19 protein-coding genes are annotated in these 23,670 nt (G+C 29.2%); 8 read left to right on the top strand and 11 right to left on the bottom strand.

What is annotated here, in order from left to right; all coding sequences use genetic code 11:
• Window positions 1-112: 112 nt before the first annotated feature.
• From ON24_RS06920 to ON24_RS06940, 5 genes are all read right to left on the bottom strand, one after another.
• On the bottom strand, window positions 113-769 hold the full coding sequence (locus tag ON24_RS06920) for a hypothetical protein (RefSeq protein WP_040682421.1): 657 nt from the start codon (window positions 767-769) through the stop codon (window positions 113-115).
• Window positions 770-872: 103 nt separating this feature from the next.
• Window positions 873-2,849, bottom strand: a complete 1,977-nt coding sequence (locus ON24_RS06925) for a SprT family zinc-dependent metalloprotease (RefSeq protein WP_040682422.1) — start codon at window positions 2,847-2,849, stop codon at window positions 873-875.
• A 400-nt stretch (window positions 2,850-3,249) separates the two neighbouring features.
• Window positions 3,250-4,440 carry a glycosyltransferase gene (locus tag ON24_RS06930; protein ID WP_040682423.1) on the bottom strand — a complete coding sequence of 397 codons (1,191 nt, stop codon included), beginning with the start codon at window positions 4,438-4,440 and terminating at the stop codon, window positions 3,250-3,252.
• Between the two features lie 9 nt (window positions 4,441-4,449).
• Window positions 4,450-6,207, bottom strand: coding sequence for a glycosyltransferase family 39 protein (locus ON24_RS06935; RefSeq protein ID WP_040682424.1), 1,758 nt, complete (start codon window positions 6,205-6,207; stop codon window positions 4,450-4,452).
• A 183-nt stretch (window positions 6,208-6,390) separates the two neighbouring features.
• Window positions 6,391-7,245, bottom strand: coding sequence for a UbiA family prenyltransferase (locus tag ON24_RS06940; protein ID WP_040682425.1), 855 nt, complete (start codon window positions 7,243-7,245; stop codon window positions 6,391-6,393).
• A gap of 322 nt (window positions 7,246-7,567) precedes the next feature.
• On the opposite strand from ON24_RS06940, the gene ON24_RS06945 reads away from it, so the two are divergent.
• On the top strand, window positions 7,568-9,316 hold the full coding sequence (locus ON24_RS06945; RefSeq protein WP_040682426.1) for a glycosyltransferase family 39 protein: 1,749 nt from the start codon (window positions 7,568-7,570) through the stop codon (window positions 9,314-9,316).
• 431 nt (window positions 9,317-9,747) lie between these two features.
• On the opposite strand, the gene ON24_RS06950 is transcribed toward ON24_RS06945, so the two are convergent.
• Together ON24_RS06950 and ON24_RS06955 are read right to left on the bottom strand one after the other, a co-directional pair.
• The gene (locus tag ON24_RS06950; RefSeq protein ID WP_040682427.1) at window positions 9,748-10,272 is read right to left on the bottom strand and encodes a hypothetical protein; all 525 of its coding nucleotides are present in this window, start codon (window positions 10,270-10,272) and stop codon (window positions 9,748-9,750) included.
• 74 nt (window positions 10,273-10,346) lie between these two features.
• Window positions 10,347-11,648: a glycosyltransferase gene (locus ON24_RS06955; protein WP_040682428.1), complete on the bottom strand. Its 1,302-nt coding sequence runs from the start codon at window positions 11,646-11,648 to the stop codon at window positions 10,347-10,349.
• Window positions 11,649-11,817: 169 nt separating this feature from the next.
• On the opposite strand from ON24_RS06955, the gene ON24_RS06960 reads away from it, so the two are divergent.
• The 4 genes from ON24_RS06960 to ON24_RS09465 all read left to right on the top strand — a co-directional run bounded on the left by ON24_RS06960 (window position 11,818) and on the right by ON24_RS09465 (window position 18,470).
• Window positions 11,818-12,924 (top strand): inositol-3-phosphate synthase, encoded by a 1,107-nt coding sequence (locus ON24_RS06960; protein ID WP_040682429.1) that lies wholly within the window; start codon window positions 11,818-11,820, stop codon window positions 12,922-12,924.
• 644 nt (window positions 12,925-13,568) lie between these two features.
• On the top strand, window positions 13,569-15,278 hold the full coding sequence (gene oadA / locus ON24_RS06965; protein ID WP_040682430.1) for a sodium-extruding oxaloacetate decarboxylase subunit alpha: 1,710 nt from the start codon (window positions 13,569-13,571) through the stop codon (window positions 15,276-15,278).
• Window positions 15,279-15,356: 78 nt separating this feature from the next.
• Window positions 15,357-15,989, top strand: coding sequence for a sugar O-acetyltransferase (locus ON24_RS09510; RefSeq protein ID WP_016357928.1), 633 nt, complete (start codon window positions 15,357-15,359; stop codon window positions 15,987-15,989).
• A 435-nt stretch (window positions 15,990-16,424) separates the two neighbouring features.
• Window positions 16,425-18,470, top strand: a complete 2,046-nt coding sequence (locus tag ON24_RS09465) for a Dam family site-specific DNA-(adenine-N6)-methyltransferase (protein WP_050553586.1) — start codon at window positions 16,425-16,427, stop codon at window positions 18,468-18,470.
• Between the two features lie 10 nt (window positions 18,471-18,480).
• On the opposite strand, the gene ON24_RS06980 is transcribed toward ON24_RS09465, so the two are convergent.
• Window positions 18,481-19,848, bottom strand: coding sequence for a hypothetical protein (locus tag ON24_RS06980; RefSeq protein ID WP_040682431.1), 1,368 nt, complete (start codon window positions 19,846-19,848; stop codon window positions 18,481-18,483).
• 265 nt (window positions 19,849-20,113) lie between these two features.
• Here ON24_RS06980 and ON24_RS06985 point away from each other — a divergent pair, with 265 nt between their 5' ends.
• The 3 genes from ON24_RS06985 to ON24_RS06995 all read left to right on the top strand — a co-directional run bounded on the left by ON24_RS06985 (window position 20,114) and on the right by ON24_RS06995 (window position 21,644).
• Window positions 20,114-20,347 (top strand): AbrB/MazE/SpoVT family DNA-binding domain-containing protein, encoded by a 234-nt coding sequence (locus ON24_RS06985; RefSeq protein WP_016357929.1) that lies wholly within the window; start codon window positions 20,114-20,116, stop codon window positions 20,345-20,347.
• 1 nt (window position 20,348) lies between these two features.
• Entirely contained in the window at window positions 20,349-20,738 is a 390-nt protein-coding gene (locus ON24_RS06990; protein WP_040682432.1) for a type II toxin-antitoxin system VapC family toxin, read from the top strand.
• A 111-nt stretch (window positions 20,739-20,849) separates the two neighbouring features.
• Entirely contained in the window at window positions 20,850-21,644 is a 795-nt protein-coding gene (locus ON24_RS06995; protein WP_040682433.1) for a nitroreductase family protein, read from the top strand.
• 157 nt (window positions 21,645-21,801) lie between these two features.
• On the opposite strand, the gene ON24_RS07000 is transcribed toward ON24_RS06995, so the two are convergent.
• The 3 genes from ON24_RS07000 to queC all read right to left on the bottom strand — a co-directional run bounded on the left by ON24_RS07000 (window position 21,802) and on the right by queC (window position 23,662).
• Complete coding sequence (locus ON24_RS07000) at window positions 21,802-22,272, bottom strand: hypothetical protein (protein ID WP_040682434.1); 471 nt, start codon at window positions 22,270-22,272, stop codon at window positions 21,802-21,804.
• 249 nt (window positions 22,273-22,521) lie between these two features.
• The gene (locus ON24_RS07005; protein WP_040682435.1) at window positions 22,522-22,968 is read right to left on the bottom strand and encodes a zinc ribbon domain-containing protein; all 447 of its coding nucleotides are present in this window, start codon (window positions 22,966-22,968) and stop codon (window positions 22,522-22,524) included.
• A 13-nt stretch (window positions 22,969-22,981) separates the two neighbouring features.
• The gene (gene queC, locus ON24_RS07010) at window positions 22,982-23,662 is read right to left on the bottom strand and encodes a 7-cyano-7-deazaguanine synthase QueC (protein WP_016357934.1); all 681 of its coding nucleotides are present in this window, start codon (window positions 23,660-23,662) and stop codon (window positions 22,982-22,984) included.
• Window positions 23,663-23,670: the final 8 nt, after the last annotated feature.

The raw sequence follows: 23,670 nt of genomic DNA on the forward strand, positions 1-23,670 counted from the left end.
AGAATTAAAGGATTATAACAATTTTATTTCTAAAAATTAGTTAAAATGTAAAAATTTACAGGTTTTTAAAAATAGCATAAAAAAGTGGGGTTGTTAAGTTTATAGATTAAACCTAATATAATTGGTCTCCAGTGTAAAGATTCTCCTCAGTATATACTCTAATAAGGGTATCTACAATATCTTCATACATTAATCTATATCCAATAGCTCCTTTGCCGTCCTTCATATAAACATTGTTTAATGATGGGTCGCTTCCTTCAAAACTGTTGTTTTTGATATACCACATTCCATGAGGTGTGTAGATAAACAAACTTCCTCTGCCCCCTTCCCTTCCATTTTTAAAGCTGTCTTCCGGATCATAGATTTTAGATGAATGTATTGCAAGTCTACTTAGATCTTGTTTTGGCCGGGTTCCTCCCATTATAAATAATGTGTTCAACCAGTCTAGGCATTGGTCTTTAAGCATCTGTTTCTTTTCAGGATCCTTAAATGCATCATCCACCTTCTTCCAACGTTTCTCAAGAGTGTCTGTTATTCCAAGAATTTCTTCAACTTTTGGAACATCTTTCTCAAGACATCTCCATCCGTCTGGACGACCTGTAATTTTGGTTGTTCCTGAGACAAAATCCTTTCTTCTAAATTCTCTAAAATAAGGTTTGACCTTTTCAAATTCTTCATCAGGAATCCTTTGATTTAATCCATATAGGTATCCATAGGCAATAGAATCATATAGTTTTGTTTCCATCTTTAAAGGTTTTTCTTCAGACATGATTTTTCCCCTCAATAAACTCATATTTAATAAATTAATATATTCACATATATAAATATTTACTCGTTCTTGTTTTCTATAATTTAAAAGTTTAACTTTGTATCTAATTGGAACATTTAGTTGAGTATTGGGTTAGGAGTATGGCACATTTATGTACCGTATTTAAATTGATTTTAACCGGTGAATTGACGATTTTATTTAATAATTCGTCAATAAAATAATCCTCATCATTCAGTGGACTGTTTAATACGGCCACATCCTGATTTACAAATCCAACATAGGGTTCTATTGGACATTCTAAATTATTTTCCTTTAAGAAGTCTTCCAGTTCATAGGACAATCTTAAAACCTTTTGTTTGATTCTATTGTTATGTTCAAATCTGACCTTCTGGTTGGGATTAATAAACTTGGAGGTTATCGGATTTTCATCGGGAATCAATCTTTTATCACTGTCCTCGCCAAGAAGTGATATTAGTTCTTTAGTTTCATTTTCCTGTTTTATCCTATCTTTGTCTTCCTTTGCATCATACTTTTGTGATACAATGGTATAGATTCCGGTTGGTCCAACCACAACATGGTTTATTCCGTCATTGGATTCTGGAACCTTGACATAATATAGGACATAGAAGTTTTCAGGAAGTGTTAACAGTTTGGAACGGATGATTCTTCCCCTTTTTTCCTTTTCATCAAATGCCCTATTTTTCAGAAGTCCTACTGCAAATATTCCCATTCCTATAAATACAAAGATTAAACTGTAGGTCCTATTGGAACGTATTGTATCAAAAAAACCGAGAACCATTACTAAGGTACCGATTCCGATATAGATGTATGAGTAAGGTTCATTTGTCTCGTTAGGATCAGGTACAAGGTTCTGTTTTTTAATATTATCTAGACTTTCAAGTGTCATATCAGGGTTTAGAATATCACTTGAATAAAAAAAAGAATCATCAGATTGTCTGTAATCTGAATTATTTATAAAAGAATGGTGTTGGTCAATCTGGGGTTTAAAATTATTGTCTTCGTTATTATGGTCCCTATCCCTAATATCCTTAAATTTGGAATTTCCCCAGTCTAGAAAACCTAATCTCTTTTTAGACTTTTCTTCTTTAGGTAATTTTAAATCATCGCCTACAATTTTGGATACATTATAAGACCCGTCAAAAATGTTATTTTTATTTTCAGAATTGTTTAATCTCCTAGACTTAATATCAGAGTTTCTATCTTTATAGGCAGTATTTCTGGAATTATTCACACTTGTGTTTATGTTATTGTAGTAGTTGTTTTCGGTAGTGTTTAAGTTATTATTGGAGTTATATGTGTCTTTTCTATCCTTCATCAGATTATATAACTTGTATCTTTTATCCATGTTTTCCTTGAATGAACCTATTAAATATCCTCTAAGTTCATCATAGTCAAGGGAATCCGGAACCTCTAGTTTCTCAGCCTCAAAACTTTCCTCTTGTCTGGGATAAAGGGAAGGGTGTTTGCTATGTTCAACATTGTCCTCGTAACTTGTATAATTGTTAAGATTCAAATTATCGTTGTTTTCTTCATAGTCTGTATAAATCGCATCATCTAAAGGATTGCTGTTAATTTGATCTTTATCCTCTGTATAATATGTATCCTCAACAAAACCGTTATAGAATGTGTCATCTTCATTTTGATAAACTTCATCATTACTGTGGTCTACATAGATATAACCGTCATCATAGTCTTCAGGCTCTTCCATAATGTCATTTTCTAATTGGTTACTGAAGGTTTCTTCTTTGAAGTTACGCGGTTCCATATTCTTATCGATATATTGGAGTCTGCCTCCACAGCTGGTACACATGTAATCGTTGATGTTGTCTGTCTTATCCAAACGATATTTGAGACCACAATCCTCACATTGGACCATGTTGTAGGTTTTTTCAAGAAAATCAGTATTGAATCGTTGGGTTCTACTATTTGATGGGATATTCTCATAATCGTCATCATACATTAAATCTCCAGCACAAATAGAACACTCATAGGTGTTAATGTCCTCATTGTCATCTATTTGGAAATTAGCACCACAATTTTTACAAACCACAACCTTCATTTTAATCCACGTATTCAACTTTTCAATTAAATTAGAAAATATTAGAAAATTACTAAATATTTTAAAATTTCTTATAAAATTAATAGAATTATATTACTTATATATTTTTATTATTATATATTTTTTATTCTATCTAACATTTGCTAAATTATAGTTTAAATCAGATTTATTCTATTCTATTTACTGAGGGTAATCTATAGCTTACATTAACTAATTTTTATTAAAAAATAATTTACTTGGTTTAAGTCATGCTATTTAAAAGATTAATCCTTAGTTTCCCTTAATCCTTTATGTCTATTTGGAAACTTAATCTTAACTTTTTAAGACGGGGTTAAAAGTCTAATTTTTCAAAGATTTTAAAAGATTCTTTTTAAAGTCATTTCTTAAATAATCTTATGGATTATTTATTGTTCTCTGATATGATTCTAGAATAGATTTTAATTATTTTATCTATGATCTTGTCCCAGTTGTATTCTTCCTCTGTTAGTCTTCTACCTTCCATACCATATTTTTTCATAAGCTCCTCATCGGAAATTAATGTGTTGATGGCTTTGGATAGAGATTTAATATTATAGTCACAGCTTATTCCACAGTTTCCGTCAACCCATTCTGCGATATGATTGCATTTGGTTAATATTAAAGGTTTACATGAGGCCATGGCCTCGAGTCCACTTGTTGTAAATGATTCGTATTGTGATGGCATAATGAAGATATTGGAGTCTACAAGGGCTTTAAGCTTATCTTCCCTATAAAGGGGGCCTGTAAGAATTACCTTGTCATTGATATTGAACTTATCTATAAGCTTTTCAATCTCCTCTTCAAAACCGTTATCTGGACCTATAATGGCTAACTTAACATTGTCATCATTATAATTTTTAAGATAATCATTAAAGCCTTTTACAAGTAAATCCAAACCTTTTATGCGGTTCAATCTACCTATGAATATAAGCAGTTTCTCATCTTCAGATATCTTGTATTTATTTCTGAATTCCCCTTTTTTCGGAAGATTGTTATATTCCTCAAGATCTATTCCAAGAGGCACAATCTCAATATTTTTATCCTCCACATTCATTTTAAGGTATTGTTCCTTTTCGGTTTCTGTAAGTGCAAATACCCTTTTTGCATCATGAAGTATGTTAAATCCCCAAATCTTATCAAATATGTTTTTAAGACCCTCCTTTTGAAAGAAAGGTAGAACGGATCCATGGGCTTGTAGGATATAGGGGATGTTATTTTCCACGGCATACTTATGGGCCAATATGGCAAGCGTATGTCTATGTTCATGTATATGGATGATATCAAAGTTCTTAATCTGCTTTTTAAGCTGGCCCTTAAGTCCCCTAGGTGTATCAATTGTAAACCTGTTTTTAAAGGAGTTTGAAATGTTTTTAAAATAGTATACATGTATTCCGTCTACATCCACATCATAGTTATTCTCAAATACAAGTCTGTTGATACAGGTATCGGTTGTAAAGACATATACCTCGTGACCTAATTCGACCTGTTTTTTAGCTATTTGATAGGACGCATTCACGACTCCCCCTGCAGCAAGGCATGGAACAAATGATGGTACAACATGTAAAATTCTCATAATTACTCCTCAGATTCTTTTATAAAGTACAATATTTCCTTCCTCTTTAATGATTTTATAGTGTTCTGAACTTATATTTTCGTTTTTACCTTCAGCTATATAGTAGTCTACATTGTTTTTTAGTAAAGCTGTAGTGAAGTTTGATAGGTTCTTATAGCTTGCGGTGTTATTTACATCCATTCTAAGATTAAATGCTATTCCACTCCAATCGTCTGCCCAGATTTCTTTGTTTCTATAATCCTTGTCATGGTTTATTAACCAGTCGGTAACTGCTCTTTGATTGTCTGATGCCTCCATGATATCCTGTGGCATTTGGTTATCAAATGTATGTGGGCTGTTTTCCCCAATGCAATATCCTGTGTATCCAAGTGATCCTATTATGAGTAACACTGGAATTAGGACTTTGATTGTATTCAGTGTTTTTTCTGAAATCTCAAGGTCTTTAAGTTTCATGTAAATCAAATACAATCCGAGAACAATCATATATGCAAGTACAGGTGTGAATGTAATTGCGTATCTGTCTGTTTTAATAATGTGGTATGAATAGAATGTGATATTCACTAGTCCCCAGTATATAAACATGAAGTCTATTGCCATATACTTTAAATCGGCTTTTCTAATGAGTCTGAACAATGCAAGGACTGATACTGTAATTAATAATATGGAGGTATATAATGAGACCTTTGTAAAGCTTATGAAATAGAATATCAAAGGAATGATAAACAATATCACTTTTGCATAGAAATATTTGTCCCTCTTTTTTAAGATTTTTCCTCTATTGTACCTATTAAGTAATTGGTAAAGATATAAAATGATTCCAATTAAGATTATTGCCATGAATATATAGGACAATATTGACGGATTGTTTCCAATCCATACTAGTTTATTAAACAGATATTTTCCAGGTTTAAATGAGTATGGAATCCATTTTCTGGTTCCAAGATACAATGGGATATTGTCCAGATAGTATAATACATTGTTTACGGTTGCTGCAGCTGTACTTGTTGATACTGCCTGGGATGCTGTAGGATTACTTGTTGCAGATATTGAGGATGACTGGCTAATGAAGAAAAATGGAATATTGTATATTCTATATAATCCGAGAACAATGGCTAAACTAATAATCCCTGATAATATTCCCTTAAGTAATTTTCCTAAATGGTTATAGATATAATCTAATGGGTTTCCAGTAAAGAATATTAACATAATCATTGCAGGTAAGGTTAATATCACGGTATACCTTGTAAAGAATCCGAGTATTAAAACAGGAAAGGCAAGATAATAGTATTTCGGATTCTTGTATAATCCAAGTGCCATTAAATATATTGCCCAGATAGACATTGCAAGACCTGGAATGTCAAGCATTCCCTTAGATGCCCATGCAATGTTTATTGGAAATGTTAAAAGAACGATGGTTCCTGTAAAACTTAGAAGTTCATTGAATCTTATACGTAAAAGCCCGTACATTCCAAGTGCTGTAAATATATAAAAAACACCTGATACAATAAGTATGGTTTTATCGGATACGAAACCTAATCTAAAAAACAGTGAGGTTAAAAATGGAATAAGGGGGGACAATCCATGGTTTTTACTACTTCCACCAAGACCTGCAAATGCAAGGGCATTATTCAAGTAACTATAAACATCATGAATATAGTATACTCCCATCTTCATATCAATGTTTAAAAGGGTATAAAGAATTGTAGCGCTTATTGTAAGCAGAAGTACAATGCTGATTATATCCTTTTTATATTCTGTAAATTCCATTATTTACACCAATTTTAATAAATTTGAATTGTTTTAAGATTTGATAGATAAATGGCTATTTTAACTATCCCATTAAATTCGATTTTTCATCATAATACATAAAGTTTGAAGAAATTTTATAATTTTTTTAATAAAGAATCTTATAATCGTAAACTATATCCTTTTTCAATGGCTTTTTAGAAATTAGAATGACCCTAATGCAAATGCTATAAATGCAATGAACATTCCTATTTTGAGATTTCTTGAAACTTCACTACATGTTTCGGTGTTTTGGTCTTTTAAAATCTTATAGGAACTGTAGAAGAACAGTATCATCGCAAAGAATACAATTACAATATAGTAGATATTGAAGATGTGGTATACATAAAGAAGAGGACATAATATTGTGTCTATTATGGCTAGTCCTGCTGATAGATAAGCTGCAGATTTTTTACCATATGCTATGGGGAATGTTTTAGCTCCCTCCTCCGTATCTCCTTCAATATCCTCCATGTCCTTGACGATTTCCCTTGAAGTGGTCATGAGAAGTGCGAAGAATGCGAGAATTCCGGATATTATAATAATCAATGTGGTATGTGTTTCTGCACCAATTATGTCTCCTCCAAACAGGAAACATAATCCGGTCAAAAATCCAACGGAAAGATTTCCAACTAGCACCGTTGATTTAAGATTACGTGCATAGAAATATTCAAGTATACATGCACCTATTACAATAAGAACAGGACCAATATTCTGTGTCATATAACTTATAAAGGCACCGATGATTATTGCAGATAAAAACAGTCCGTAGGAGTAATATTTTGCGGTGTTCAATCCTATTCTTCCAGAGGGAATAGGTCTTTCAGGTTTATTGATACTGTCTATCTTTATATCGAAAACATCATTGATTGCATTTCCACCACCGAGTGCTAGGAAAGTTGCAGCCATACCTAAAATTAAAGGAAGACTATAGTTATGTCCTATAACACCCATTAGAATTACGGCAATAATTGCCATAATTGCGTTTCCAGGTCTTATAATTTCTAAATATGCATTCATCTAATCACATTTCTAAAGTTTTATAATTTAATGTTAATTTAATTTTTAAATATTATAGTCTATTAATTTTTTTATACTCTATTTTTCAATTATGATTAAATACTTAATTAAATATATTTAATTATGCTTTTTAGTAAAAATTTTTTAAGTAAACATTTTAGGATAAATCTTCTATTTAATTGTTTTTTGATTAATAGGGGAGTCTTTTTCTAGTTTATTATTTAAATTTTTATAAATATTCAATTTAAGTATTTAAATGGATATTTTTTTAGGATCTTTGTATTTAAATTTATTGATTTATTTAAATTCATGTGAGGAAACTATGAAATCTAATTTAATGAAGAGTTTGAGAAGAAATCAGGATAAAATCTCCTTATCTTTTGTCATTGTATTTTTTGCAATAGTTACATTTCTTCTTGTATACATTAACTCCAACACAAATTTTTTAGGTAGATCTTATCGTGATGTGTATTTATATCTATCATTGGCTTTAAGATTTTCAGGTGTTCAATTTGCAGGATATGCTTATATAAACAATTTACCTCCTCTTGTGCCTTTCTTAACTTCACTTCTCTTTAGATTAGGTTTCGTGGATGTTTCAAGTATCTTTATAGTTTGTGGAATCTTCTACTTTATTGGAAATGTGTTTTTCTATAAACTTCTAAGAATTAGATTTAGAAATCCCTATGCCCTTGTTGGTGCGATTATCTATGGATGTTTAAGTATTAATTTACTTTGGGCTGCAAATGGTACTATCGACATTCCTTCAATTTCTTTATCTATTGTTGCTTTGTATGCTTTAATTATGGCTGTGGACAATAATCAAAAATACTTTTATCTGGCTTTCCCTGCATTGGTACTTGCATTTCTGGCTAAGTATACTGCATTGTTGATGGTTCCGGTAATGTTTTTATATTATATCTTGAGGGTATTCTCCTGGAGGAAGTTGAAAAATTATTGGAGGAATACTCTTGGAGGCATTGCACTTGGAATCATCACCTCTTTACCTTATGTGGGATATGTCTTAGTTAATCATTACGCATTCGGATTTTTAAGTCAATCTGGTGAGGTTGCAGGTGAGGTTGCAAAGCAGTCACAGCTTTCCCATCCTGTTGTTAATGATCTGGGATTCTATCTGACTCATGCTGTAAACTGTATAAGTAACTTAAGCACATTGTCTTATATTGTCATATCTGTATTTCTTTTAGGGTTGTTTTTAATCCTCTATAGAACTAGAAATATTCTAAAGGTTACCTATAATCAACAGTACATTCGTTTATTTAGACGTGATGTTCCGTTGTCAATTATCTATAAACTGATAATTATTTGTATAGTTGCTTTGATTGCTGTATTTTTAACTGCAGGTAGATTTACGGTAGTTTTAAGTGAACTATTGTTATTTGGAATTGTTTATTTCATGGGGGTACTTTCTAATAAGGTTATAGGTAAATATAACCACATTCCACGTAAAAGAAAATATAAATATTTCAATTTTGATATTCTGATGTTTACATGGTTCTTTGCATATTTGGTATTCTTTACTTCACATATTACTAAGGCGGATAGATATTTTACAACTATTGCTCCGGGATTTATAGCTTTGGTAATCTTGGCATTGTATATTATAGTGAACACAAATAGAATTAGAAATATTTCCTTTGACCTTAAAGAAAACCATAGAAAGGATTATAATATAAAGTTATCCACCATAATCCTTTTGGTATTTGGTTTGGTATTTATTATGTCTGCGGCATATTCTTTAAACGTGGATAAATATGATTCCCTTGTAGATGATGAGCAAAACATGGCTAATTATTTAAGCAGTAATTATCCCGATTATGTAAATACGGTAATTGGTGCTAATAGGGCTCCAATATATGTATGGTATTTACATAAGGAAATAAAGCCTATAACTATATCAAATAACTCTACTATATTGGATTATAATCTTAAAAAATATAATACGACCTATTATATTGGAAATGACTCTAGTTTGGATGTTAATAATTATAACAAGATTATAAATTATGGTAATGTGACATTATATAAAAAATCAGGGGATCTAAATTAATTTAACCTTTTATTCTATTTTTTCCTTTTTTTAATATTTTTTTAAAAAATAGCTATTTTTATTATTTGGATTAGATAATCTTATTTTGAATTTTTAAAACGGTTTTTTTTAGATATTGTTTTAAAAAACAATATAATTTCCAATACTTATTTTATAATTTATTTAAAAATAGACGGTTTAGACTTTTCATTAAAAAACAGTTTATTGAGTATTAATTAAAAATAGTTTTATATTATTTTAAAACGGTTATATCTTAAGTATTCATTAAAAAACAGTTTATTTATGTTTATTTAAAAATAGTTTATTCTACTATTTATTTAAAAACAGTTTATTTTGTTATCTATTTAAAAATAGTTTGTTCTAATATTGATTTTAAAAACAGCTATATTTTAAGTTTCATTAAAAAAAGTTAAAGATAGTCTTAAGTTAAATTATCTGTCATTCTTCTTAAGACTTTTTATAATATCCTCAACATAATACTCACTACTTGTAGAGGATATTACATACTTAATTCCGTTTTTAGTAAATTGATAATCGGTTTCGCCCTGTTCATTGTAATTTTCATTAGTTGTTTCAATAACTAAAACAGGAATTCCACTCATGGTTATGTTATACTCGTCCTCAATAATATAATCCTGAAAATCACTTTCTGTCAAGGTAGTATTTTCCATAACTGTAATTGATCCATCACCGTCATAGGTCTTTAAGGTTACAATATTGTTGTTTTTATTGTTGGAATCATCAACTGTAGTACCTTCAGGTAATTGGAAGTTACTGTTTTCTAATGTTATAGTATTGCTTGTTTGAACCTGGAGTGCATGAAGACCTACGATAAACCCTGAAATAACCAGTATTAAACATAAGATAAAAAGTATATTCCTTATCTTTCTAGATTTGGGATCTTGAGGTTTCTTCTTAATCTCCTCATCATTAATATATAAGTCTTCCTTAGTCATTTTACACACAGTTTTTTAAATTATATAAACTATTTCTTATATATTTCAATTAATATTATTTATAATTTCTTTAATTAATTACTAATCCTGTTCAGTATTTTAGCAAATTTCCTTGTCATGTTTTCCGTTGTATATTCCTTAATCTTCTCGTTTCCAGGATATTCTATTTTTCCATTTTTTATAAATTCATTATAATATTTAAGAAAGGCTTCCTTACATTCTTTGACATTGTCTGTATGGTATCCTATATTTGTCTGGTTAATAATATGTTTTAAACAGCCTTCTTTATATCCTATGGATATTACAGGTTTTTGAAGCCCCATATATTCAAAGACTTTTCCCGGAATGAATATTGCCTCTTTAGGATTATTCCATGAAATTAAAAGAAGTATGTCACTTTCCTTTTCCTTTTCAAGTACCTTGTCATGGTCTATAAATCCGTGGATATTGATCATGTCCTCAAGGTTGTATGATTTTGCAATATCCAGTATGTTTCCACTATCTCCATAGAAATTGATTGCAATCCTGTTTTTGTCTATTTTGCCCTCATTGTCCAATTCTTCTATTGATCTAAAAAGAATTTGGGGATCCCTTTTACCTTCATATAATTTACCTGCATAGGTGATATTTAATCTGTCTCCTTTTGGTTTAATGTTTTCAAGACCCTTAAATTCTTCCATGTCATACCCGTTTTCTATTGAATAAATTTCCTTTTCCGGATGTAATGACTGCAATATGTTTTTGGATAATGGGCTTGTTACGGTTAATATGTCCGTGTCCTGAAACATTTCCCTCTCTAATTTCATTTCAAAGTGTCTTCTTATAAAATTATGATTTACATATGGGTTTTCATTCCATAAGTCCCTTAAATCAGCAATCCATGGAATGTTATATTGTTGATGTAGGTCTTTAGCTATTTGATGACAGGTTACAGGCCATGATGAGGATATTATCCCGTCAATTTCATTTTCACTAATGACCTTTTTTGATGCCTCCATTGCCGGTTTATACCAATATTTCATTCCATCAGGATATGCAAATATTTCCCCTGCAATGTGTATCATCTTTTGTGTAAGTTTGTTTGTATGGGTATTTACAGTCAAATTATTGTTGTCATTTGCAGAGCTGTTTGTTTTTTTCTTTGACTTTAAAAAACCTGTATATTTATCTAACATGTCAACATAATCTGTTTCAATGATTTCTATATCTGGAAGTTCAGTTTTATTTATACCTGCATCTACTCCATTAATCTTTGGTGTAATTATGATGGGCATCCATCCATATTTGGGCAGATATCTTCCAAGATTTCTTAATCTTTTAGATGCTATCTCATTTTTCTGATTAAAATAGAATGTAATAAATAAAACTTTCTTCATTTTTTTTAACCTTTTGATTTTTTTAATCTTATTAACAAAGTTTAAAAACAACTTAATATAAACCTATATGTAATATATTTATCAATAGTTATTTATTTGTTGATACATTATATTTAATAAATCAAACTAAATTTTATCATTTTATTTACTATTAACATAGGGTGTTATTTTGACAGAAAAGATTAAAATTGCTATAGTTGGAATTGGTAACTGTGCTAGCTCACTTATCCAAGGAATCCATTATTATGCAGATAAGAATGAAGAAGATTCAATAGGTTTAATGCATTGGGAAATTGATGGTTATAAACCATCCGATATCGAAGTAGTCGCTGCTTTTGATGTTGATAAGAGAAAAGTTGGCCAAACAGTAGATAAAGCTATTTTTGCAAAACCTAATTGTACAACTGTCTTCCAGAAGGATATTCCCGAAACTGATGTTAAGGTTTCAATGGGTAAAGTATTGGATGGTGTTGCTCCTCACATGGCTAATTTTGAGGAGGATTTAACTTTCGTTGTATCTGATGAGAAGGAACCGGAACTTGAAGATGTTGTTAAGATCTTAAAAGATAGTGGGGCTGAAATGCTTTTAAATTACCTTCCAGTAGGATCTCAGAAGGCTACTGAATTCTATGCTCAAGCTTGTTTAGATGCAGGAATTGCATTCATCAATTGTATGCCTGTATTTATTGTAAGTAATCCTGAATGGGAAGTAAAATTCAGAGAAAAAGGTATTCCTGCAATTGGTGATGATATTAAAGCACAACTTGGAGCTACTATTACTCACAGGACCTTAACTAACTTATTCAAAAATCGTGGTGTTAAACTGGATAGAACCTATCAATTAAACACCGGTGGAAACACTGACTTTATGAATATGTTAAACAGAGACAGACTCGCTTCTAAAAGGGAATCTAAAACCGAGGCTGTTCAATCTGTTGCTGGAGAAAGACTTGACCCTCATGATATTCACATAGGTCCAAGTGATTATGTTGCATGGCAGAAAGATAATAAACTTTGTTTCTTAAGAATGGAGGGTAGGGAATTTGGTGATGTTCCAATGAATATCGAACTTAGATTAAGTGTTGAGGATTCTCCAAATTCTGCAGGATGTGTAATTGATGCTGTCCGTGTTTGTAAATTAGCTTTAAAACGTGGTATTGGAGGTCAATTAACTTCAATCTCATCTTATCTTATGAAACATCCTCCTGTTCAATATACAGATGATGAAGCTTTTGAAAAATCAAATCTATTCATTGAGGGAAAGATAGATAGATAATTTATTTTATCTATTTCTTTATTTTTTAAAAACAGATTTTTACTTGTTTTTGATTGAACTTTGTCTGATATTTTCTGGTTTGTTTTAAATTAGAAATAACTTTTTATTTATTTTAAATCTGATATTTTGGTTTGTTTTAAATTAGAAATAGCTTTTTTTAGTTTATCTTTTAGAACTAAAATTAATGAATATTTTCATCTTGTCTATTTTTTAGGGTTTATTTTTTTTAGTCGATGTCCTTTTATCCTTAAGATTCTTTTAGTTTTTAGTTATACCTAATTTCCATCTGTTTTTTTAAAGCTCTATTTAATTATTCTTAAAATTTCTGTAAATATTCTAAAATAATCTCATTGTTTGTATATTTCATTCATTTGTACAACTTTATATTTTTTCTGGATTATCCTTACAAATTTAATATGGGATTAAAATAGTTAAGTTTTATTAATATAAAAAACAATATATAATTATTTAGTGAAAAATTTATATTTAAATTAAAGATTATGAATATATTAAATAGATTTATTTGATTAGATATTTTTCTTTAATTTGGATTAACTTTATTATTGTATAATTTTAGTTTAATGTTGATATTAAATCCTTATTTTAACAATAAGGTAATATTATTATGGGAATGGTGTATTTTTATGAAAACTACAAAAATTACTGAGACCGCTTTAAGGGATGCTCACCAATCACTATTAGCAACTCGTATGAGAACACGAGATATGATTCCTATTGTAGAAGAGTTAGATCAAATAGGTTATTTTTCTTTAGAAGCTTGGGGAGGAGCTACATTTGATACATGTATCCGTTACTTAAATGAGGATCCGTGGGGAAGATTGAGACAAATCAAAGAAAAAGCTACTAAAACTCCTATCCAAATGCTTTTAAGAGGTCAAAATCTTTTAGGTTATAAAAACTATCCTGATGATGTTGTAACCGCATTTGTTGAAAAATCCTATGAAAATGGTGTTGATATATTTAGGATTTTTGATGCTTTAAATGATATACGTAACATGGAACAATCTATTAAAGTAGCTAAAGCTCAAGGAGCTCATGTTCAAGGAACTATTAGTTATACTATTAGTCCTGTTCATACAATCGACTCCTATGTGGATTTCGCTAAAAAACTTGAGGAACTTGATTGTGATTCCATTTGTATTAAAGATATGGCTGGATTAATCACTCCACAATCTGCATATGAGCTTGTTTCAAAACTTAAAGAAGAAACCGATTTGCTTGTAGATTTACATTGTCATTGTACCAGTGGAATGGCACCGGTTACATATTATGCTGCATGTGAGGCAGGTGTCGATATTTTAGATACTGCAATATCACCATTAGCATGGGGAACTTCCCAACCACCTACAGAAAGTATTGTAGCAGCACTTGCAGGAACCCCATTTGATACAAAATTAGATCTTAAATTACTCAATACTATTAAAGATTATTTCAATGACATGAGGGAGAAATACGGATCTATCCTTGATCCTATTGCTGAACAAATCGATACTGATGTTTTATTATATCAAATTCCTGGTGGAATGTTATCTAACCTTGTATCTCAATTAAAAGAACAAAATGCACTTGACAGATATCAAGATGTATTAGAGGAAATGCCTAGAACAAGGAAGGATATGGGTTACCCGCCTCTTGTAACACCTACCAGTCAGATTGTAGGTATTCAATCTGTAATGAATGTTCTTGGTGGTAAAAGATATAAAATGGTATCAAACGAAATTAAAGATTATATGAGGGGAATGTATGGACGTCCTCCTGCTAAAGTTAATGATAAAATCTACAGGAAAATATTAGGTGATGAGAAACCTATCGATTGCAGACCTGCAGATTTACTTGAACCTGAACTTGAAAAGTATAAAAAATTAGGTGAAGAGGAAGGTATCGTTAAAAAACCTGAGGATGTTCTAACCTTGGCATTATATCCTGAGGTAGGTGCTAAATTCTTGAGGGGAGACGCTGAAGAGGAAGAACTTAAACCTAAATCACAACTTTCCGACAACACAACAGCTATTCCAACAGAATATAGTGTTGAGGTAGATGGGGACATGTTTGATGTTAAAATTTTACCTACTGGATACTTCCAAATTGAGGATTCAGACCAACGTCCTTTTTCACCAGTTGAAGGGGCAATTACCTCACCTATGCAGGGTATGGTTTTAAATATCAAAGTCCAGGTTGGAGATAAAGTCACTAAAGGTTCAACAGTCGCTGTTTTAGAGGCTATGAAAATGGAAAATGATATTCAGGCCGATAAAGATGGTGTTGTAAAAGAGATATATGTTGAAAAAGGTGATGCAGTCTCTGCTGGAGATGCTATAATGGTCATCGAATAGATGGCTTATCTTTTTTTCTTTTTCTACTATTTTTTTTATAATCTTGGATTTTTTATAATTATTTTCTGAGGGAGTATAATGGATGATGAGAAATGGGCCGTTAAAGGACCTCTTGAATTACATGAGGCAGAATGGGCTGATAAATTTGCTCGTGCATCTGGTATAATCTATGAATTAAACAATCTTCACCCCTCTGAAGTTGATAAGAAACACCGATTGTTAAATGACTTATTTGGACATATCGGTGAGAAAACAGAAGTTCTATTACCATTTAGTTGTAATGTGGGATCAAACATTAAAATAGGAAAGGGATCCTTTATCAATGCTGGCTGTACATTTTTGGATACAGATTCAATTGAAATTGGAGACTATACTCTGTTAGCTACAAATGTTACGGTTATCTGTGCTGACCATCCAGTATCTACCCGTGAGCGTATATTGCCTGTTGATGATGATTTGGAAGATGAAGACTATTCATATATTGATGATAAAGGTAACTTTGATGATTCAATAGAATATACTTTCCTCAATACTAAAAAACCAGTGAAGATAGGTAATAGGTCCTGGATTGGTGCCAATACAATTATATTGCCTGGTGTTACTATTGGTGATAATACTGTAATTGGTGCAGGTAGTATTGTAACTAAAGATATTCCATCTAATGTTATTGCAGTAGGTTCTCCTGCTCGTGTAATAAGAAAAAATAAATAATTTGTTTTTAATTATTTTATTAATTGTATTAAATTCTTTTTTATTTATTATAATTATTTTTTTTTTTACTTTTTTCATTGGAGTTTTATCATATTAAATGTATATTTTTAGAATTTCTAAATTTATAATTTAATAAAATTTAATTAAATGATTTATTAAAAAAATTAGTTTTCATATGCTAATTTAAGTTTTATATATTCAGAATAATATATGATGTTCTAATTATGCACATATATTGTGTAAATATAGATACAGAAGTAAAAAGAATTAAAGTAAATTTTACTAAAGAACAAATATGGGTTGTTACAAAAATTAAAGGGTGAATTGGGGAATACTGATTCTGAATTAGTTAAAAATATAACATTTACATAGTTATCTAAAAAATCATTTATTTCTACAACTTTTAAAGAAAAAAAATTTTTGGTGAATGAAAATATGAGGTTTATAGGGAACAAAACAAATTTGTTGGAAGATATTGAGTTATTTATTCATGAAAATATTCCTGATTATGAAAATTTAGTATTTTGCGATATATTTTCTGGAAGTGCTTCAGTGGGAAGGTATTTTAAAAAAGATTATGAAATTATCTCAAATGACAATATGTATTTTTCATATGTTTTACAAAGAGCTACAATTGAGATTAACAAGATGCCGGATTTCATTTCTCTTAAAAAATATTTAAATAAAAATTCTTTAAATGAAATTTTGAAATATTTAGAAACAGAATCATTAGATGATTTACAAAATGATTTTGAAATTAAGGATGAGGAATTATTTATTTTAAATAATTATACGCCTAATGAAAACTGTGAAAGGATGTATTTTATACCTGAAGTAGGTAAAAGAATAGATTTAATAAGAATTTTAATTGAAAAATGGTATAAACAAGAAATTATTAATAAAGATGAATATTATTATTTGCTTGCATTATTGTTAGAGGCAGTTCCATTTTATTCAAATATTAGTGGTGTTTATGGGTCTTATTTAAAACATTGGGATAAAAGAGTATATAAACCATTTGAATTTCCTAAACTTAATGTTTTGGATAATGGAAAAAATAATAAATCTTATAATAAAGATTCTCATGATTTAATTAGAGAAATTAAAGGGAATATATTGTATTTGGATCCTCCATATAATAGTAGGCAATATGTCCCAAATTATCATGTTTTAGAAACTATAGCACGTTATGATTATCCTGAAATAAAGGGAGTAACAGGTATGAGGGATTATTCTAACCAAATTTCCAAATTTTGTAGAAAAAAAGAGGTATATGATGCATTAGAGGATATTGTTTCTAATTCTGATTTTAATTATATTGTAATGAGTTATAGTACTGATGGTATTTTAACTGAAAATGAGATTGAAGAAATATTTAAAAAATATGGTAATCCTGATACATTTAAAAAAACTAAAATAAAATATCGAAAATATAAGAGTAAACAAAAGCAGAAAAGTAGAGATTTAAAAGAATTATTATTTTTCATAGAATTAAAACCAATGGATAAAAATAGACCTATTAAAAAATTAATAAAAGAAAAACAAACTACTTTATTTGGTTTTGAAAATCGATTAATACCTCAGGAAAAAACTGAAAAATCAAGAAAAAAAGGAACAAAACAATTCTTAAAATCTCCATTTAATTATGTTGGTGGAAAATACAAATTATTACCTCAAATTTATCCAAATTTTCCAACAAACATAACAACCTTTGTGGATTTGTTTGGTGGTGGTTTTAATGTGGGGATTAATATTGATGCAGATAAAATAATTTATAATGATCAAATAACTCCTCTTGTAGAATTATTTCAATATTTCTCGGATAATGATTATGAAGATATTATAAATTATATAAAAAATAGAATTAAAGAATTTAATATAAAAAAAGATGAAAAAGAAGGTTTTTTAGAATTTAGAGATTATTATAATAAAAATTCAAATAATCCTTTGGATTTATATGTTTTAATAGCTTATTCATTTAATTATCAAATAAGATATAATAATTCAGGAGAGTATAATTGTCCTCATGGAACTAATAGAAGTTGTTTTTCTAAAAATATGGAAAATAGATTAGAAAAATTTGTAAAAAAAATTCATGAAAAAAATATTATTTTTTATAATAAAAATTTTACGGATTTAAATTTATTAAGTGTTTTAGATCAAAATTCTATGGTTTATTGTGATCCCCCTTATTTAATAACTACTGGAAGTTATAATGATGGAAATAGAGGATTTAAAAATTGGACAGTAAAGGAGGAAATAGATCTCTTAAATCTATTAGATAAATTAAATGAAAATAATATTAAGTTTGCATTATCTAATGTAATTAGTCAAGGTGAAAAATTAAACACATTATTGATTAATTGGATTAAAAAAAATAATTATAATGTAATTAATATAGATTCTGACTATTCTAATTCAAATTATAAAAAGAAAGATAAAAATAAAGTTTCTAAAGAAGTTCTTGTAATAAATTATTAATCTTTCTTTATTAATTATTATGTAAAATCTCTTTAATCCAAGATGGAGCATTTTTATTTATATAATAACTTCCATTTTTATTTAAATGTAACAATACATTATTGTTAAGTCCATTATGGTAAATATCTTTTCCATATGTCACAATCCATCTTTTTATACTATAATCTTTATATCTGGGTTTAATAATTTCATCTTCAATAGATTCAAAATGTTTTATTTCTTCTAATCCTTTTTGTAAGGTTAAAGATTTCTTTCCTTCAATAAGTAGAATTTCTTTAAATTTATCATTTCTTAAAATTAAATCAGGTATGTACAATTTTTTTCCATTTTGATCTTTTTTTGGAATAGTTAATATATTTCCAGATTTTGTATAAAAGTATCCTCTTTCACAACCTGCATGATTTTCGTAAATACCTTTAATATTTTTATCTAAATTAATTGCTAATAAATGTAAAAAAATAGTACCTAATTTTTCTGAATTCTCTTCATATTTCCAATAATGTTTAGGTATTTCAGATTTTTCAAATGTGATTCCCTCAAGACTTATATCTAAAATAGAGGCAATTTTTAGAAATTTATTATTGTTCATTTTGTCAACTTTTTCTTGTTTTACTCCATGTTTTGTGATGACAATAGAATCTTTCCAACCTAAAACTCTTAGTGTTTTTGCTATAGATGTTAAGGAACCAATATTGGGATCGTGTCCAATATTTCCCTTTTTAGCTGGCTTTGATAATCTTCCGGAAATTTCTATTTTGTCTTTTTTAACAGTAATTTCAATTGGTACATTACCTTTAGGTGGTTTTTTCATGTTGTTTTTATAATTAACTAATTCTTTAATAGATTCAAATTTTTTATAATTGGATAAGTCTTTTCCAAGGATTTTCACATTTTGAGTTAATAAAAGGTTTGTTCCAAAAATATTTGTATCGGTAGGTTTTTTATCATGATCCTTATTTTCTGAATTGTACAACATATACTTTGGAACATTTGGGTAGTAATAATCTGCATAAACAAATTTAGAGCTACGTTGATAAACTCCAGTATTTCGGGATTCTTTATCACTTGTTTTTGTTTCTTCAATTAACATTAATAAATTATCGTCATTGTTATCAGGTTTATTTTTTTGTTCAAATAGTAAAAAATCCACAAAACTTGAATAGCCGGAAACTATAAATATCGTAATATTTTCAATTTCTTCTATTTCTACTCCATGAACTCTGTATTTAAAAGTATGTCTATTATTTTTAATTTCTGGAATAATTTTTAAATTATTAATTTTAACTTTCTTATTATACTCTTCTGAATATAAATTCAAAATTTGTTTTATCACATCAACTTTTGCTCTTTCTTCAGTTAAGATAAATAGATTATTCATATAATATCCTTCAATGTATGTTTATTATCAACAATGATTTTATTTTTGAAATTTATTATAAATATACTAAACTATTTAATTTTGATATTTTTTTAAAATTTGTTGTAAAAATAAGAAACATTGTAAAATAATAAGCTTAATTAAAGATTATATATTTTTATTATTACTTAGTAAATAATATTATACTAAGTAAACTGATATTACTTAGTTAGTTTTAAATACTTTTTAAATTTAAATAATATTGTTAATTGATGAGGTTTTAGATATGCCAATTATTACAACAATTTCAAGTAAAAATCAGACATCTGTTCCCTCAGCCATTAGGAAGAAATTCGATTTAAAACCGGCTGACAAGTTGGAATGGATTGTTAAAGATGATGAGATTATAATCAAGAAGATTACTCCCTTAAGTTTTGAGGACATGAAAGGAAGATATGCAACTGAGGAATCTTCTTTTAACTGGATTGAACTTAAGAAAAAGATTGAAAGAGGAGAATAAAATGATTTTTCTAGATAGCTCTTTCCTAATTGCTTTCTTCTTAAGAACTAATTCAAACTATGAAAGGGCAAGTGAAATATTTGAATCCATTAAGGATGAAACATTTCTAATAAGTCACCATGTTTTATCTGAGATAATTACAATGGTTGGCCGTAAAATAGATTCAAAAGCATCATTTGAGGTATACAACTTTCTAATCTATTCATGTAAGGTTCATACCGAAAGCCCTAAAGATTACAATAAGGCTATAAATTTATTCGTCCAATATGACGGTGATCTGTCATTTGTGGACTGTTTAAATCTAGCTATCATGGGGTCTAGAAACATCTCTAAAATAGTCTCATTTGATGATAACTTTGATATGGTTAAGGATATTGAAAGAATCCATTAATTGCAATGGATTTAAATTAAATCAATTTCCAAATTTTTTTTAATAATCAACTAAAGCTATTAGATATTTATAATTTTTTTTAAAATAATCAGTAAGTCATTTGTGGTGAATATGCATCTATTATTAAATTCTATAAAATGTTCTGCATGTGGAAAATGTGCAAGTGTATGTATTCGAGATAATTTGAAACTAGTGGGAGATCACATTGAGGAGACAGGTGGAAACTGTTTTGATTGTGGTCAATGTATGGCAGTATGTAAGGAAGATGCTATAAGGTTGAAAGCATATGAAAACCAGGAAGATAGGATTGAGGATTATAATCCTAAAGAGATTCCATTTTCCTATGATGAGTATATCCAGTTTTTAAAACAGAGAAGGTCATGCAGATGGTTTACAAGAAAGGAAGTTTCAAAAGAGGAATATGAAAAGCTTTTTGAGGCAGCTTATTATTCCCCCTCAGCTCAGAATATGCAGGATGTGGAATTTCTAGTGGTTAAGGACAATCTTCAAGAATTTCTGGAACATGTTTACAGTATTATTAAGGTGGAAGAAGATGAATTTCCAAGAATTGCCCAATTTGGTGATTATCTAAAACATCCCGACAATTATAAAAATAATCCTTTTTTATGGGAAGGTAAGGAGTTAATTTTAACCTTCTCTAATAATATTATGAATGGTATAATCGCAAGTACAAGGGTTGAACTCGCTGCATATACCCTGGGTCTAGGTGGATTTTATTCCTTGTTCCTTTCAAAAGCAGATTCCATTGACCATGATAAGCTAATGGAATTCTTCCCACAGATTGATTCAGATAAACATATGTCTTCTGTTTTTGTAATTGGTCATCCAAGAACAAGGTTTTTAAGAACAATACCTCATAAAAAGATTAAATTTGATTATTATTAATTAATCTATATACCTGTTGATTTAACTAATCCATCAAGGTTTAGATTGAAAATCATACATCATAAAATAATTATCTTTATTCTAATTTGTTTTTTTATTAAAATCTAAGTTGGGATATGTTTAGAATTTAATTGCTTTATTTTTTTTTATCTAAGATTTAAATCTGAATAAGTTCAGAATTTAAGATTCCTTTATTGCAATTGGGGCAGAATTTTAATTGGCTTAATTCTAATGTTTTGTTATTACATATTGGACATTGGTTGTTGGTAGAATCAATCTTATCAAATAAAATCTCCCTTTTTTCATTTAATGCAAATATTACCTTATTTAGTTTATTTGTAGATAGTTCGTTAATCAAACTTCTGGTTTCTTTTAAATCGAGTCCACTTTTATTCTTATTAATTATATAAAATTTCACTAGTTTATTGCAATGTTTACAATATCTGCTAATCAGTCTTCCAGTAATTGGAGATTTTTTAACAGCTATCTTGTTTTCCTCATGTAAAATACCACTTGCAATACATTCGTCAATATAATCTAATTTATCATCAATGTAGAAGATTATATCGTCAAGGTCCCAATAATCCCAATTACAGCTATTGCAGCTATATCTTATACCAGTTCCCATATTACCACTAAATCTATATAAAATTCTTTAAAAAATTATTATCATTTATATGATATTTCTAATCTTTTATATATAGATTTAAGAAAATTTGAAAAAATGGTTCAATAATATTAAGTTTAATATTGGGTTTGATTTTAAAATATGGATTTAAAAATATTATGGAGATTTAAAATTTATCTCTAAATGGTTTAAAATAAAATGTTTAAAAAAAAGTAGTTGGTATTGAATAATAGAATTATTACAATTAGATTAATCTTTTACTATAATTTCATCTAATTTCAATTCATTGCCGCATTTAGGACATAGACTATCATCGGATATCCAAGTTAGGACTTTACCGCATTTTGGACAGATGTCCTCATTATTGTCTCTTGAACGATCATCTTGCCAGAAGTAAATCCTGTATAATTCGTCTTCAGATGCAGCATCTATCTTTTCTCTGATTTTATCATTTGTTAGGCTGGTGTAGTTATCCCTATCTGTTATGATGTATACCCTGACAGTATCATCACATTCCCTACAATATGCCTCATCTATCCTTCCGGATAGTGAGGATTTTCCTGCCTTTTCAAGTGATGACTTTGTCACTTGTTCGATAGTAATCTTTTCTAAGTCATCATCGAAGTAAAAGATTAGATCCTTGTATTCGAATTCAAATGAACAATTTTTACAGGTATATTTATCAATTAGTGCCATGTTATCTTCCCTTTTAATTTTCGTATTCTGTTAAGTCTTCAATTCCACTTTGTTTAAATCCTCTTTTACGTCTCATACATGATTCACAGACTCCGCAATGTTTATCATGTCCTGTATAACAAGAGTAACTTAATTCCATTGGACAGTTATTTTTATTACCTAATTTCACAATTTCATCTTTATTTAAATCTATTGCAGGTGCCACAACCTCTAAATCTTCCGGTGAACCAATATTCAACAGATTATTAAAAGCATCTAAGAATTCCTTTGAGTTATCTGGAAAGGTATTTGCCTCTTCCAAGTCCCAGCCTACAATAATTTTACTGGCACCAACACTTTCAGCAAATGATGTTGCAATTGCCGTAAAAACAATGTTCCTTCCTGGAACCCAAACAGCATTGGCCGTTTTTTGTGCCTCGTCCAGATTGTCTAAATCCTCATCAGAGGGATTTGGAATATCATTGTCACTGTTAAGTGCGGAATCACTAATGTCTCCAAGCCATTTAAGGTCAATAACTGTATGGGGTATGTTATAATGGTTACAAATATTTTTTGCAGCTTTGATTTCTTGTTTAATTGCTTTTTGGCCATAATCAAAGGTTACAGCTTCTATGTCATAATCATTAACATAACAACTCATTGCCACTGTGGAATCAAGTCCTCCAGATAAAACTGCTATTGCTTTTTCTCTCATATTATCAC

It is taken from the genome of Methanobrevibacter boviskoreani JH1 (assembly GCF_000320505.1).
Lineage (GTDB): Archaea > Methanobacteriota > Methanobacteria > Methanobacteriales > Methanobacteriaceae > Methanarmilla > Methanarmilla boviskoreani.